Raw genomic sequence first — 12240 nt, 5'->3', positions numbered from 1 at the left:
TGGGGCCGGGGCGGGCGGGTGCCCGCCCCGGGGTGGTCAGCGCTTGTAGGGCTTGCCCTGGATGACGGCGCGCTCGATGGGGGTCGGCTTGTAGCCGAGCAGGGCGAGGAGGGCGAGGTGGGCGCGGGCCTTGGCGCGGCGGCTGCCCTCGGCATCCTCGGTGCCGCCGGTGCCGTCGGTGCGCCACGCCTCCTTGGTGGAGTCCATCTCCCCGCAGGCGAGGACGGGGGCGAGGGAGAGAGCGAGCATGCGGGCGGCGCTGGCACGCTTCATCAGCGCGGCGGGGTCGTAGTCGGTGGCGAGCTTGAGGCCGAGGATTTCGCAGAGCACGGGGCGGGTGCGGTGGTCGCCGAACCGGCCACTGATGCTGGGGCAGGTGGTGAGCATGGCGGTCGTGAGGGCCTGCTGCATCGCGCGCACGTCGGCGGCGGTGTACTTGCGGCCCTTGGCGAGGTAGTCGGTCAGCCAGGCTCGGCGGGTGTCGGTGGCGGCCTGCCAGTCGCTGTTGCCGCTCTTGAGGGCGGCGTTCTCGGCGGCGGTGCGGCGGGGCCTGCCCTCGTTGGGCTGGACGATGCGGTGCCCGTAGAGGTCGGGGTTCGCGCAGAGCTGGGTGTAGCCGTCGTTCTCTCCGAACCTGATCCACAGCGCACCCCGGCAGTGGGTGGCGTGCCACTCGTTGCTGAACGACTTGCCCTTCGCGTCGCGCAGGCAGTGCAGGCGCGCGGACTTCTCGGGCCGCTCGTCCTCGTCGCGGATGCGGGCGTTGGCGGCCTCCAGCGTCGCGCGGTGCTCGGCGGCGGAGCGGTCGGCGCTCTGGCGGTTCTTGGCGCGCTTGATCATCCACGTGATGTCGTTGGGGTTGTCCTGGCCGCGCTGGGTGATGTCCTGGATGGCGGCCCGCTCGTACTCGCTGTCCAGCTCGCCGAGCTCGGCCATCTGGTCCAGGGTCAGGGTGAGGCCCGGGGCGGCCTTGCGCAGGCTCTGGACAGGCGCGGACCGGTAGGCCTCGGCGGTGGCGCGGATCTCTTTCTGGGTGCGGCCCGACGCTGCGGCCACCACTTCGACGGCCACACCGAGGTCAGCGAGGGCAAACAGCCCTTCCATCTGCTCGTTCTTGGTGAGGGGCTCGCGGTGAACGGCGGTACTCAGCATGGTGAGCACCTGCGCGGCGGCGTCCTGCTCGGTGAGCTGGTAGGGCACGTGGGTACGACCGGCCTCGACGGCGCCCCCGAGTCGGCGGTGGCCGTCGACCACGACCAGGCTGCCGTCCTCACCCGGAACGATGATGAGCGCGATGTCCACGCCACGCTCGGCGATGCTGCCCACGAACGCCTCGGTCAGTCGCAGGTTCTCGCGCAGGTTGTCGGCGTGGGCGGTCAGTGCGCTGACGCGGATCTGGGGGAGCGGGGAGTAGGGGACGCTCTCCAGCCCGGCGGCCTGGGCGGCGGCAAGTCGCCGGAGGCCGTCCTGGACGCGGAACACGCCGTCGGAGCGGCGGGTGATGTGGAGGGGGTCCTGGATGCCGTGCTCGGCGATGTCGGCGGTGAGCTCGGGATCGGCGGCACCGAGCCGGTTGACCGGGTGCGCGAGCAGCTCGGCAACGGGCAGGGTCGGCCAAGGGCTGGGGACGTCGGCCTGCTCGACGGCGGGGGCCTGCTCGACGGCGGGGGCCTGCTCGACGGCGGGGGCCTGCTCGGGGGCGGTCTTCTTGCGGGTGGTGCGGGCCGGGCTGGCCTTCTTGCGGGCGGTGGTCTTCGTGGTGTTCACGTGGCGCCTCGTGGTGCTGGTGGAGTTCCTCGGGCCGGTTGGCTCCGGGGCCGGATCGGGGGGTTGCCCTCCCCCGACCTGACACCTCAATTAAAGCACGCTTTGGGGTGGGGAGTCCAATTGATCTTGGTGTGTCGGGGGTGGTGTTTTGGCTGGTCGGACGGCGGGTTGGCCGACGGTTCGGCCTTCGGCAGGTGGCTGGTTGGTGGTCGGTGGGCTCCCCCGTCGCTCGGGCGGGCCTGTCCCTACCGCCGGGGCCCCGGGCCGTCAACCCGGGGTGCTTTTCCCCGGGTTGACGGCCCGGGGGTTCGGTGGTTGCCTCCGGCGTCCCTGAGCGGCGGGGGAGCGTGCCGACCACCCGGGACAGCAACCACCCACCCCGCTGCAGGCCCGGCACGGATCCGGGCCCCGGACGGCGCCCGGGCGGGGCTCCCTCGGCCGCCTTGGCGCCCCCCGGAGGGCCCCCGGAGGGTGCCGGCCCCGCGGCCCGCCGCGGGGGGCCGTGTCCCCGGCGGGGGTCGGGGGGTTGGGCTGGTATGGCAAAAAATCTGACTGGTGTGGTCCGCCGGGGTGCGGCGGTTGTGGGTGCGGTGCTGCTGGTGGTTGTGGCGGCTCCGCCGGCGTCGGCTGCGGTGCGTTCCTCCGACGCGTGCACGCACCACTGGAGCGGGCCGAAGGTGTGTATCGAGATTCATGGTGAGGGGGTGATTCTGCGGGAGGTCGTGGCGCGGTGGACGAATCCTCCGAAGGGTGCGCAGTCGGCGACGGCTCACATGCGGGAGGGGTCGGAGGAGTACATGGGGACTCAGCAGGCCCACCGGGAGGGTGACGCACTGGTGGCTACCTGGCGTCCGCTGCGGGAGAGCGCGAACCGGTCCAGTGAGACGGTGTGCGTGACGATGGACGGTGCTGAGGGCCGGTGGGCCTGTCAGGACGTGATCGCGCGCTGAGGTCGCGGAAGCCGGAGGGCTTGGTTCAGGCTCTAACGCGCAACGGATCTTGCATGATATGGAAGTTCCACCGGCCCTGAGGGAAGCCGGCCCCTGCGGAGGGGTCCGGGCCGCGCGGTGCGACGGCCGCCCCCGAGCAGTGGGGGCGGCCGTGTGCGGGACCCTGATCGGTTACGGCCGGCTCCCGTCGGTCGGCTGGTCAGGGTCTTGCTGCTGGGCTTGGCACTGGGCGATGCGGTGGTTGAGGTAGGCGCGCATCACCTCGCTGGTGTCGTCGCTGGCGGGCAACGCGATGGCCTCACGGTCGGCGCGGCCGGCCATGTAGTCGAGGAGCCGCCAGTCGGGGGTGCGGTGCCACTGCTCCTGGTCGATCGCGTTATCACCGGGCCAGTCCATCTCGACCACGGCGTCCTCCCATGCCGTGAGGTGGCCGATGGCCCAGCGGTAGCGGGTGGTGCGGCTGGCCGGCGGGGTGGCCTCGGCGAAGAGCGGGTGCTCGGCAAGGACGTCGGCGGCGTAGGTCAACGGGATGCCGCCGTGCTGGACGGCCCAGCCCCCACACGGCCAGGGCCTCCATGTAGGGCGGTGGTTCGGACGGCAGTGCTGGCATCGGACTGTCTCCCTGGTGCGGGGCCGGGTGTGACGTCAGGGTACGGCTGAGGGTCCCGCGCGTTGAACGTCCACGGATTTCTCGGTCTGTAGGCTGGGAGTTGTGCACGTCGAGCGGTTCGTTCCCGGTCTGCTGGCCCGGTTGCAGGCGGCGGGCGGGGGGTGGCTGACTCCGGTCTCCGGGGAGGACCTGGTCCTGCTGGACCTGGTGCCGTTGTTGGAGCGGGCCGCGGCTGCGACCAGTGGGCGGGCGTCGGGGCTGTGGGCGGATGCCGCCCGGATGGCTGCGGCGAAACTGTGGGTGGCGTGCGAGGTGGACAGCGACCGTGAGGTGTGGGAGCGGGTCCTGGAGGCGGTGGCGCGGGCGGCGGCCGAACGGCCGGCGCCGGGGGTGAACTGACTGTCGGCTCAGTCGGCGGCGGAGCCGGGGATTTAATGGATCTCCATTGATTGAACGTTTGGAGGAAATGGTGGAGAAGGCAAAGGTGACGGTGTGCATTACGGTCGCTCAGGCTGGTCGTCTGGCGTTTCTTGAGAAGCGGAATCGGGCCGAGAAAGCGGCGTACGTGCTGGATTTGGAAAGCGAGGGGATGGGTCGGCGGGAGGCGCGGTTGGAGGTGGCGCGGGTTCAGGCGGACTGGTGGCCTCCGGTGGAGCGGTTGGTGGCGGCCTCGCTGCGTCGGCGGCTGGGGGAGGAGGACCTGGCGGGGCCGTGGGAGCCGCTGACGGAGGAGGAGGAACTGCAGATGCGGCTGTCGGGGAGGTGGCCGGGGCCGGCCATCGGCAATCTGCGGCAGCGGAACTACAGTTTGCCGCTTGACCTGGCGGTTCAGCTGCGGACGGCGTCGTGGCGGGTGAGCGAGGAGCCGTTCCGGGAGTTGGAGCGGTTGGGCATCCGCCTGGCGGTGGAGACGCCGGAGGATCTGTGGGGGGAGCGTGAGCGCCTGGTCGAGCTGCTGGTCTCGCCGGCCCGGATCGTGCGGGAGGCCCTGGACCGGTATCCGCGGGGTGCGAGCGGCGAGCCGGTGGAGCCTATTTAATGGATCTCCATTAAGTCACCGGCTGGTCGGCAAATTCTGGAAGGGTACGTTTCGATTTTTGGTTCGACTTTCCGGCATTGCTTGCATCGGGGGCTTTTTCGCGCTATTTATGACGTGTCGAATTTGCCCGTGGAAAGGGGTTCATGGTGAGTGGCGATGGTCTGGTGCCGCGGGGTGAGCCGTTGCGGTTTGACGGTGGGGTGCCGGTGTTCGACTCGGGGCGGGCGCCGGCGGGGTTGCGGACGAAGACGCAGTTGGGGCGGCAGCGGCGGTTGAAGCCGGCGCCGGGTCAGGTGCCGGTGGCGTACGTGGTGACGCAGTTCTACGCGGGTCAGGGCGGGCACCGGTACGAGCAGCGGGCGTTGTTCGACCCGGCGGGGGCGGTGCGGATGCGGCCGCTGCCGTCGCGGTTGAAAGCGGAGATGGAGGCCCGGCGGACGTGTCCGGTGTGCTCGGTGGTTGGGGAGTCGATTGTTCGGGGTGGCCGGTGTGATGGGTGCCGGCGGCGGGCGGAGGAGTCGGCGCGGCGGTTGCGGGTGCGGACGTGTGAGGGGTGCCGGCGGCAGCGGCGCAAGGGCCGGCCGTTCCCGTCGGTGCGGGAGCGGCACTGGTCGCGGCGGTTGTGCGCGGAGTGCCGGAGGGCGGCGGCGGCGAAGCGGCGGGAGGAAGAGGCGCGGTGGCTGGAGCGGGTGGTGGTGTGCAACGGGGGGTGCGGCGTGCGGCTGGTGACGCTGCGGGAGGCGCGGGCGTGGTTGCGGGCCCACGGTCTGGGCGCGTACTGGCAGCCGCGGGTGTGTGCGCCGTGTGGTGAACGGCGGGAGGCCGAGCGGGCGGTGCAGGACGCGGAGCTGAGGGCTCGGTGGGCTGAGGAGGACGCGCGGCGGGAGGAGCGGGAGCAGGAGCGCCTGCGGGCCCGGTTGCGGGAGGTGGAGGGGTTGGAGGCGTGGGCGGCCGGTGTGCTGGCTGATCCGCGGTGTGCGGTGCTGGATTGCGAGTCGACGGGGCTGGGGTCGGATGCCCGGATCGTGGACCTGGCGGTGGTGTCGGTGGTGGGCCGGGAGGTGCTGCTGGATTCGCTGGTGGATCCGGGGGTGCCGATTCCGTCGGATGCCGAGCGGGTCCACGGGATCAACGACGTGATGGTGGCGGGGGCGCCGGCCTTCGGGGACCTGGTCGAGCGGTTGGGCCGGGTCGTCGCCGGGCGCCGGATTCTGATCTTCAACAGGTCCTACGACGTCGGGCTGCTGCGGCACGAGCTGGGGCTGTATTTCCTGGATCAGGTGGCGCGGGAGGCTGCGGACGGGGTGTTCGCGGCGGGGGAGGTGCCGGAGGGTTTGCGGGAGCGGGCGTTGGCGGAGGCTTCGGCGCGGGTTGAGGCGTGGATGGGGGCGGCGTCGTGGGAGGACGTGATGTTGCCGTACTCGGACTGGGTGGGGGAGGAGCGGTACGACGGCACGTATCGGTGGCAGCGGCTGAACGGTGGTCACCGGGCGTTGGGGGACTGCCTGGCGGTGACCCGGCGCCTTGAGGAGATGGCCCATGGGACCGTGGACGAGAGGGTGTGATCAGGCGATGCAGGCGCGGTTGATGTGTGACAGCGCGGAGCGGGTGGAGCGGGTCCTGGCGCTGGTGCTGCCGGCGTTGCAGGCCTGCCCGGACCTGGTGGTGAGCGGCGCCACGTGGCTGACCCACCGCGGGGGCGGGGGCCGGGCGGTCCTCGACGTGTCGCCGGTGGCCGGGCGGGTCGTCGGCGGGTCGGCGGGCGCCGTCGACCTGGTGGCGCGGGGCGCGCGGGCGGATCTGCTGCCGCCGGTGCAGGTTCGGCTGATGGACGACAGCGTGGAGCGGGTGGAGCGGGTCCTGGCGCTGGTGCTGCCGGCGCTGCGGGCTTGCCCGGACCTGGTGGTGCACGACAGCGCGTGGCTGACGCACCGGGGGGGCGGGGGCCGGGTCGTCTTCACCGTGTCGCTGGCGGCCGGGTCGGCCGTCGGCGACTCGGCGGTGGGCGGCCCGGGGCGGGTGTGGGTGCGGGCGGAGCGGGCGGACGGTGGGGCGCGTGCTGCCCGGTCAGGGCGGGTTGCCGGTGGTGGTCGGCGGGCTCTGCCGCCGGGTGGCGCCCGCTGACCGGCCCGGGTGTTTCGGTGGAAGTCCGGGACATTGTCCCGGACTTCCACTGAAGGGGGCGGTCCTGCGAGGTGTCAGCGCGCGAGCCAGGCCGGGGGGGTGGGGAGGTGTCGAGCGGGACGGGCAGGGGGCGTCGGCGCTGCAGAGGGATCGTCCGGCGGGTGTCGGCGGGGGCTTCGGACGTGCCGGTGGGCCGGCCCCGGATCCGGGGCCGGCCCACCGGCACGTGCTGTCAGACGAAAACGGCTACTAGAGCTGCGATCAGGGCGATGAACCCGATGGCGGCGGCGTCCACGGCCGCCCGCAACCGCCGGAATTTGGTGCGGGTGAGTTGGGACAGGTCGATGACGTGCTTGGCCGGGTGGCCGGTGGTGAGGTCGGCGTGCACCTGTGACGGGGTGCATTTGGCCCAGTAGACCCAGTTGCCGCGGGTGTCGTCGGGGAGGTGGGGGCGGAGGACCTGGAGGGCGAGCAGGGCGGCCGTCCCGCTGGCAAGTCCACCGAGCACCACCAGGGTGATGGTCACCGGTCCCGGATTGTGAGAGGGCAGGGCGACGATCAGAATGCCGAGCGGCAGCGCGAGGGAGGCCAGCAGGGCGGCCGCCTTGCTGTCGGCGCGCTGGAGCTCGGTCGAGACCAGCGCCAGTTTCCGGGCGTACTGCTCGCACTGCTCGGCGGTGGGCTCTTCGAGCTCCGCGCCGGGAGGGGGTGGGGGTGGGGTCATTGGGGTTCCTCGCCGATGCCGCTGACGACGACGTGTGCCATGGGGCCGGCTGCGTGGTGGGTGTCGCCGGTGTACTCCCCGGTCTGTTCGTCCGGGAAACTGACGGTCAGGGTGACGCAGAACTCCGCGACGTCCTCGCGGTGGCCGGGGACGCGTGCCAGGCTGAGGCTGTGCACCTCGGCGTGGGGCGCCTGCAGCGTCCAGTCCGCGGCGGCCTGCAGTGCCGTCGCCGGGGTCGCCCCGGTGCAGACCACGGCCGTGTAGACGACCACGGCCACGTCCGCCCCGTCGTCGGGCCCGTCCGGATCCCGCATCGCTCTGAGGGCGCCGACCGCGTGGGTGACGTCGGTCTGCAGCGCGCGTGCCACGGGGGTCCGGGGCACCGGGTCGGAGGCCCGGATCTGTACCACGTCGGGCAGCGACGCAGGCGCGGTCTCGCTCAACTTCGTTTCCTTTCATTGGAGTTGTCGCGTTGGTGTTCTTCTCGGGGTTCGCAGACCTGGCACAGAGGGGTCCGGCGGTGGCCGGCGGGGTGGTGCTGGTGGGGGATGCCCCGGGCCCGGCGGGCGGCGTGCTCCTCGATCCGGCCCATGGCCCGGATGGGGTCGCCGTAGTAGTGCCACCGCCAGGCCGCGGTCCGGAGCGGGTCGTAGACCAGGCGGCCCGGCCGGCTCAGCAGCAGGTGCGAGCAGGTGGCGGTCCACCACGTCCGGGCAGTGTTCACCGGGGCAGGTCGACCGGCCGGCTGGTCGTCCAGCCCGCGGCCACCAGCAGATCGTCCGCGCGGGCGGTGGGCGGGCGGTCGACGCGGCACGTCATCTCGGTGATGGCCGGCTGGTCCTGGATCAGCCACCGCTGCACGTGCTCCGCCACGATCTCGGCCACGGTCAGCGTCACGGCCTCGGTGTCGGTGACCCACAGGCCGGTCGGCCTCACGTGCACCGCGCTGGTGCCGACCACCAGCGCACACCCCGGCACGTACGCGGTGCCGGTGACCGTGGCGGCGGTGATCCGGTCGTCCTGCCCGGCCAGCCATGCCCACAGGTCTCCGTAGCGCTCGGGGCGGAAGCGGGGCGGCAGCGGCCTCAGCCACCGGGGCGGCGCCGTTTCGGTGACCGGGGGCTCGTCGTCGGTGGCGGCCGGCCACGTCTCGTACAGCCGTCCGTCGGCCGGTGGCGGGCCGGCGTCCGGCGGGTCGACGGCCAGCACGCGCCCGTACAGCAGGCCGTCGCCGGCGTGCGGGCCGATCAGCAGCCACGGGTGGAGGCCGCCGAGGGCGACGGGTGCTACGACCGCGCCGCCGGGGGCGAGCTGGTCCAGCCACCTGGGGGAGAGACCGCGCACGCCTGCGGTCACGACGATCAGATCGTAGGGGGCTGCGTCGGGCCGGCCCTCGAACAGGTCACCCACCTGGGCGTCCACCGCGCGCGGGCCGAGGGGCGCGCGGACGGCGTCGGCGTCGGCCGGCGTGCGGTGCACGCTGGTGACCGGCCGGCGGGTTCGCTCGGCGAGCCCGATTGCGCTGGTCCCGGGGCCGATCTGCAGGACCCGGTCCCCGGGGCGGACGACGGCCGCCAGGGCCTCGGGGAGCTCGGTGGGCGCCTCCGCGGCCTGGGCGTGGTCCTTCTTGGACGTCATCGGGGGTCGTCCTCTCCGTGCTGGGGGGTGAACTCGGCTGTGGGGTGGGCTCGTTGGGTGCGGGCGGCGGCCGCGGGCACCAGCGCCACGGTGATCACGTCCCCGTTACGCAGTATCCAACTCCGGTGGTATGGGTGGGAGTTGGACAGTTCGGCCAGGGCGGTGTGCAGCTCTCTCATGTCGGCGGCCCACCGCCGGACGGCGGCCTGGCTGCGGGGTGCCATCACCATGCCGTAGGCCTGCGTCACGCGTCGCATCGCCCGCATGGCCTGGCCGGGGGTCCGCACCGGGGGGCACTGCTCGGTCTCGATCGCGTGCCCGTCCTGGCGGCGGCGGGTGAAGCAGAGCGTGATGCCGCCGGGCACGGCCGGCGGGTAGAGGGTCTGTTGCATCTCCAGCGGCCACGGCATCGGGTGGGTGACCGGGGGCGGGGCGGTCAGGGTGCTCACCTGCGCTGCACCTCCACGGTGACCTCGCCGCGGGGCTGCCAGAGCGTCACGGCCAGCCGGTGTTCGGCGCCGACGCCGGTCACGGTCAGGGTGTAGGGCTCGTGGACGGCGAGCAGGCGGCGGACGTGGTCCTGCTCGTCCTCGTCGGCCAGCCAGGTCAGGACCGGCGCGGCCAGTGCGGGCGGCAGTTGGGCCGCCAGTTGCCGGGCCTGGATCTGCAGCCACCACGCGGCGAGCCAGCTGGTCTGTGCGCGGGTGCGGCTCAGCAGGGTGGGGGTGGGGTGGGTGCCGTGCTCGTCAACGGTGCACTCGTACGGGCCGTCCACCACGGTGGACAGCGGCGGGGCCGGCCGGGAGGCCGGGGGGAGCGGGTGTAAAAGCTGCAGCATGGGGGCTCCTGGCGGTTTGGGGGGCCGCCCCGTCGCGGTGTTGTGGACACGGGCGACGGGGCGGCCGGCGGCGCGAGGGGGACGCGCCGCAGTTGGCCGGACCGGGGCTGAGTACGGGGCTCAGCCGCGCCGGTCCGGCGGTCCGGAGAGATGCCCGGCCCGGGGTGGGGGCGGCGACGTGCGCAGGTCGGTGATGCAGAACTCGACCCACACGATCTTGCCGATGACCTGGGGTTCGACGCCCCATCGGCGGGTCAGGGCGTCGACGATTGCGAGACCTCGGCCGTGCTCGCGCTCGGGGTCCGCCGGGTCCTCGTGCTGCACGGGGGCCTCGTCGCTCGGGTCGCGGACCTCGACGCGGAGGCGCCTGGCGCTGAGCGTGTAGGCCACGGTGACCTGCCCGCGGTCCGGGGTGCCCGCGTGCTGCACCGCGTTGCCGACCAACTCGGAAACGGTCAGCAGCAGGTCGTACGGATTGTCGAGCCCCCAGTCCTGTGCGAGGTCCCTGGCCCCGCGACGGGCGGTCTTGACCGCAGACAGGTGGAGTTGGTAGCGGGCGCGATGGTGCAGGACATGCGACATGAGAGCCCCCTGCGCAAATCAGGGATCTGACGTGCCATCAAGATCAGCACGCCGTGAGGTCTTGGTCACAGGACGTTGTGACGGTACATACTCTGCACCCTGCATGCACTACGGTGTCAAGTCCCTACTCTGAAGACTCCATACGCTCGTTGTGCCCACTGTCCGGTACCGGGCAGACTGGGCCTCACCAGCCATGCGGAGGCAGCCTGTGCCGATCAACCCGAACCCGACGATTCGTCAGAGACGGCTTGCCCGCGCCTTGAGAGAACTTCGGGTGGCCGCCGGCCTCAAGCACTCTGACGCGGCCACCGCATTGGGTTGCAACAGCTCGAAGATGACCAGGCTGGAGAACGCACAGTCAGGAATCAGGTCGGTCGATCTCCGAATCCTCCTGGACCTCTACGGCGTCACGGATGAGGGCAAGCGGACCGAGCTGGAGGCGCTGGCGAAGGTCGGTAACCAAAAGGGGTGGTGGACCCGCTACGGCAGCAGGGTCGATTCCGCGTACGCGGCGTACGGCGCGCTCGAACAGGATGCCTCGGACATTTACAACGTCGAGACGAATCTGATCCCGGGCCTGCTGCAGACGCCGGCGTACACCGAGGCGCTGATTCGGTTGCAGGTGCCAGACGCATCGGATGACGACGTGCAAACACAGGTTCAGGTTCGCGCGGAGCGCCGAAAGCTGCTGGCCAGAGCGGTTCCACTGCAGTTGTGGGTTGTCGTCGCGGAGTCCGTCCTGCGCACGCGGGTGGGGACGGCAGAGACGATGCATGCACAGCTGGAATTCCTGCTCGCGGCGAGCCTGGAGCCCAATATTGAGCTGCAGGTACTCAGGGGAGACGACCCGATAAACGCGTGCCTGTACGGCCCGTTTGTCATCATGAGTTTCCCGAACCCGGGCGAGTCTGACGTGGTGTACACGGATTCAAACACCAGCACGGCCTACTACGAAGAGCCCGACGATGTGGAAACCTATACGCGACTCTTCCGGCGGCTAAATTTGGCAGCGTGTGGTGTTGATGAATCCCGTCGTGTGATTTCTATGGCAATGACAGAAATGGTGCAACAGTGAAGTTTATTCAGTCCGCATCAGCCGCCGGCTTGGCGTGGCACAAGTCGAGCTATTCCGGCAACAATAACAATTGCGTGGAAGTGGCGACTGTGTCCGTCGGGCTGCGGGCGGTTCGTGATTCGAAGGATCCGGAGGGCCCGGCTCTGCTGTTCTCTGCTGAGGCGTGGGGCGCATTCCTGGAAGAGGTCGAGAGCTTCGAGGTTGAGGTTTGATCAGAAGCTGACGGATGGGGTGGGGATGCGACGGCATCCCCACCCCATCCGTGTTTCACCTGCGACGTGCTGCTACCGCCGTCGCGCGCTCGGCGCGCTCCTGCCGGGTCTACTCGGCGGTGGCTTGGTGCTCAGCGACAGTGGCAGCGCCAGCCTCCGCAACCTAAAGCACTGAGGCCAGCCCCTGGCCGGGGTCAGCCTCAGTGCTGATCCAGTTACCGGAGGTATGCACCAGCTCCTCTCCCGGTTTACTCAGCTGCTCGACCGCTCCTCGGCGTACTGGTCCGCTTCGTGGCGGTCTTCTTGGCGGTCGTCTTCTTGGCAGCGGCGGTCGGCGGCTTCGCCGGCGCGGTGGTCCTGGTCCGCTTCCTTGCCGGGGGTGCCTGAGCGTCCACCAGTTCCTCAACCGGCACCGGCTTGCTGGCCGTGTGCTGCATCTGGGCAAGCCGGGTATTCAAGGCGCTGACCACTGCGGCCTCGACCGGCCGTCGGGCTGCAACGAGCTCCGCGTGGGCCTGCTCGGCCGCGGCCTGGTGGGCCTTGCCCTCTTCGACGGCAGCAGCACGGCCCTGCTCGACCTGGGCAAGCTCGGCCGCGGCCTCGGCGGCAATGCCGGCGGCCGTCTGCTGGGCCTGCTCGGCGAGCTGCAGCGCTGCGGCCCTGCCGCCGTTCGCCTCCGCC

At 71.4% G+C, this 12240-nt stretch carries 16 protein-coding genes and 1 pseudogene; 7 read left to right on the top strand and 10 right to left on the bottom strand.

The features are described from left to right. Positions 1-36: 36 nt before the first annotated feature. Positions 37-1767 (bottom strand): ParB N-terminal domain-containing protein, encoded by a 1731-nt coding sequence (locus ACFVVA_RS36920; protein WP_387695076.1) that lies wholly within the window; start codon positions 1765-1767, stop codon positions 37-39. Between the two features lie 536 nt (positions 1768-2303). On the opposite strand from ACFVVA_RS36920, the gene ACFVVA_RS36915 reads away from it, so the two are divergent. Next, positions 2304-2717 (top strand): hypothetical protein, encoded by a 414-nt coding sequence (locus tag ACFVVA_RS36915; RefSeq protein WP_387695074.1) that lies wholly within the window; start codon positions 2304-2306, stop codon positions 2715-2717. A 171-nt stretch (positions 2718-2888) separates the two neighbouring features. On the opposite strand, the gene ACFVVA_RS36910 is transcribed toward ACFVVA_RS36915, so the two are convergent. Beyond that, positions 2889-3242, bottom strand: a complete 354-nt coding sequence (locus tag ACFVVA_RS36910) for a hypothetical protein (protein WP_387695072.1) — start codon at positions 3240-3242, stop codon at positions 2889-2891. Between the two features lie 187 nt (positions 3243-3429). Between ACFVVA_RS36910 and ACFVVA_RS36905 the strand changes: the two genes are divergently transcribed. The 4 genes from ACFVVA_RS36905 (at position 3430) to ACFVVA_RS36890 (ending at position 6490) form a co-directional block, all read left to right on the top strand. Further along, on the top strand, positions 3430-3726 hold the full coding sequence (locus ACFVVA_RS36905; RefSeq protein ID WP_387695071.1) for a hypothetical protein: 297 nt from the start codon (positions 3430-3432) through the stop codon (positions 3724-3726). Positions 3727-3772: 46 nt separating this feature from the next. After that, positions 3773-4366 (top strand): hypothetical protein, encoded by a 594-nt coding sequence (locus ACFVVA_RS36900; protein ID WP_387695070.1) that lies wholly within the window; start codon positions 3773-3775, stop codon positions 4364-4366. Positions 4367-4509: 143 nt separating this feature from the next. After that, positions 4510-5931 (top strand): exonuclease domain-containing protein, encoded by a 1422-nt coding sequence (locus ACFVVA_RS36895; RefSeq protein ID WP_387695069.1) that lies wholly within the window; start codon positions 4510-4512, stop codon positions 5929-5931. 22 nt (positions 5932-5953) lie between these two features. Continuing rightward, positions 5954-6490 carry a hypothetical protein gene (locus tag ACFVVA_RS36890; RefSeq protein ID WP_387695068.1) on the top strand — a complete coding sequence of 179 codons (537 nt, stop codon included), beginning with the start codon at positions 5954-5956 and terminating at the stop codon, positions 6488-6490. A 232-nt stretch (positions 6491-6722) separates the two neighbouring features. Here the strand turns inward: ACFVVA_RS36890 and ACFVVA_RS36885 are convergent, their stop codons facing one another. The 7 genes from ACFVVA_RS36885 to ACFVVA_RS36855 all read right to left on the bottom strand — a co-directional run bounded on the left by ACFVVA_RS36885 (position 6723) and on the right by ACFVVA_RS36855 (position 10272). Next, positions 6723-7214 (bottom strand): Pycsar system effector family protein, encoded by a 492-nt coding sequence (locus ACFVVA_RS36885; protein ID WP_387695067.1) that lies wholly within the window; start codon positions 7212-7214, stop codon positions 6723-6725. Further along, positions 7211-7657: a hypothetical protein gene (locus ACFVVA_RS36880; RefSeq protein ID WP_387695066.1), complete on the bottom strand. Its 447-nt coding sequence runs from the start codon at positions 7655-7657 to the stop codon at positions 7211-7213. Before ACFVVA_RS36880 ends, ACFVVA_RS36885 begins: the two co-directional genes overlap by 4 nt. Then, complete coding sequence (locus ACFVVA_RS36875) at positions 7654-7938, bottom strand: hypothetical protein (RefSeq protein ID WP_387695065.1); 285 nt, start codon at positions 7936-7938, stop codon at positions 7654-7656. The genes ACFVVA_RS36880 and ACFVVA_RS36875 overlap by 4 nt, the downstream gene beginning before the upstream one ends. Beyond that, entirely contained in the window at positions 7935-8852 is a 918-nt protein-coding gene (locus ACFVVA_RS36870) for a protein-L-isoaspartate O-methyltransferase (protein ID WP_387695064.1), read from the bottom strand. Before ACFVVA_RS36870 ends, ACFVVA_RS36875 begins: the two co-directional genes overlap by 4 nt. Then, positions 8849-9301 carry a hypothetical protein gene (locus ACFVVA_RS36865; RefSeq protein WP_387695063.1) on the bottom strand — a complete coding sequence of 151 codons (453 nt, stop codon included), beginning with the start codon at positions 9299-9301 and terminating at the stop codon, positions 8849-8851. The genes ACFVVA_RS36870 and ACFVVA_RS36865 overlap by 4 nt, the downstream gene beginning before the upstream one ends. Then, entirely contained in the window at positions 9298-9690 is a 393-nt protein-coding gene (locus ACFVVA_RS36860; protein ID WP_387695062.1) for a hypothetical protein, read from the bottom strand. Before ACFVVA_RS36860 ends, ACFVVA_RS36865 begins: the two co-directional genes overlap by 4 nt. Before the next feature lie 120 nt (positions 9691-9810). After that, positions 9811-10272, bottom strand: coding sequence for an ATP-binding protein (locus ACFVVA_RS36855; RefSeq protein WP_387695061.1), 462 nt, complete (start codon positions 10270-10272; stop codon positions 9811-9813). Between the two features lie 208 nt (positions 10273-10480). Here ACFVVA_RS36855 and ACFVVA_RS36850 point away from each other — a divergent pair, with 208 nt between their 5' ends. Continuing rightward, on the top strand, positions 10481-11347 hold the full coding sequence (locus ACFVVA_RS36850) for a helix-turn-helix domain-containing protein (protein ID WP_387695060.1): 867 nt from the start codon (positions 10481-10483) through the stop codon (positions 11345-11347). After that, positions 11344-11559 carry a DUF397 domain-containing protein gene (locus ACFVVA_RS36845; RefSeq protein WP_387695059.1) on the top strand — a complete coding sequence of 72 codons (216 nt, stop codon included), beginning with the start codon at positions 11344-11346 and terminating at the stop codon, positions 11557-11559. Before ACFVVA_RS36850 ends, ACFVVA_RS36845 begins: the two co-directional genes overlap by 4 nt. 248 nt (positions 11560-11807) lie before the next feature. Here the strand turns inward: ACFVVA_RS36845 and ACFVVA_RS36840 are convergent. Next, positions 11808-12240, bottom strand: a pseudogene (locus ACFVVA_RS36840) (hypothetical protein); the annotation flags it as partial.

The sequence above is a fragment of the Kitasatospora sp. NPDC058048 genome (genome assembly GCF_042885555.1).
Lineage (GTDB): Bacteria > Actinomycetota > Actinomycetes > Streptomycetales > Streptomycetaceae > Kitasatospora > Kitasatospora lactacystinica.
Note: the sequence above shows the minus strand (reverse complement) of the source record. Positions and strands in the feature narration are given on the sequence as shown.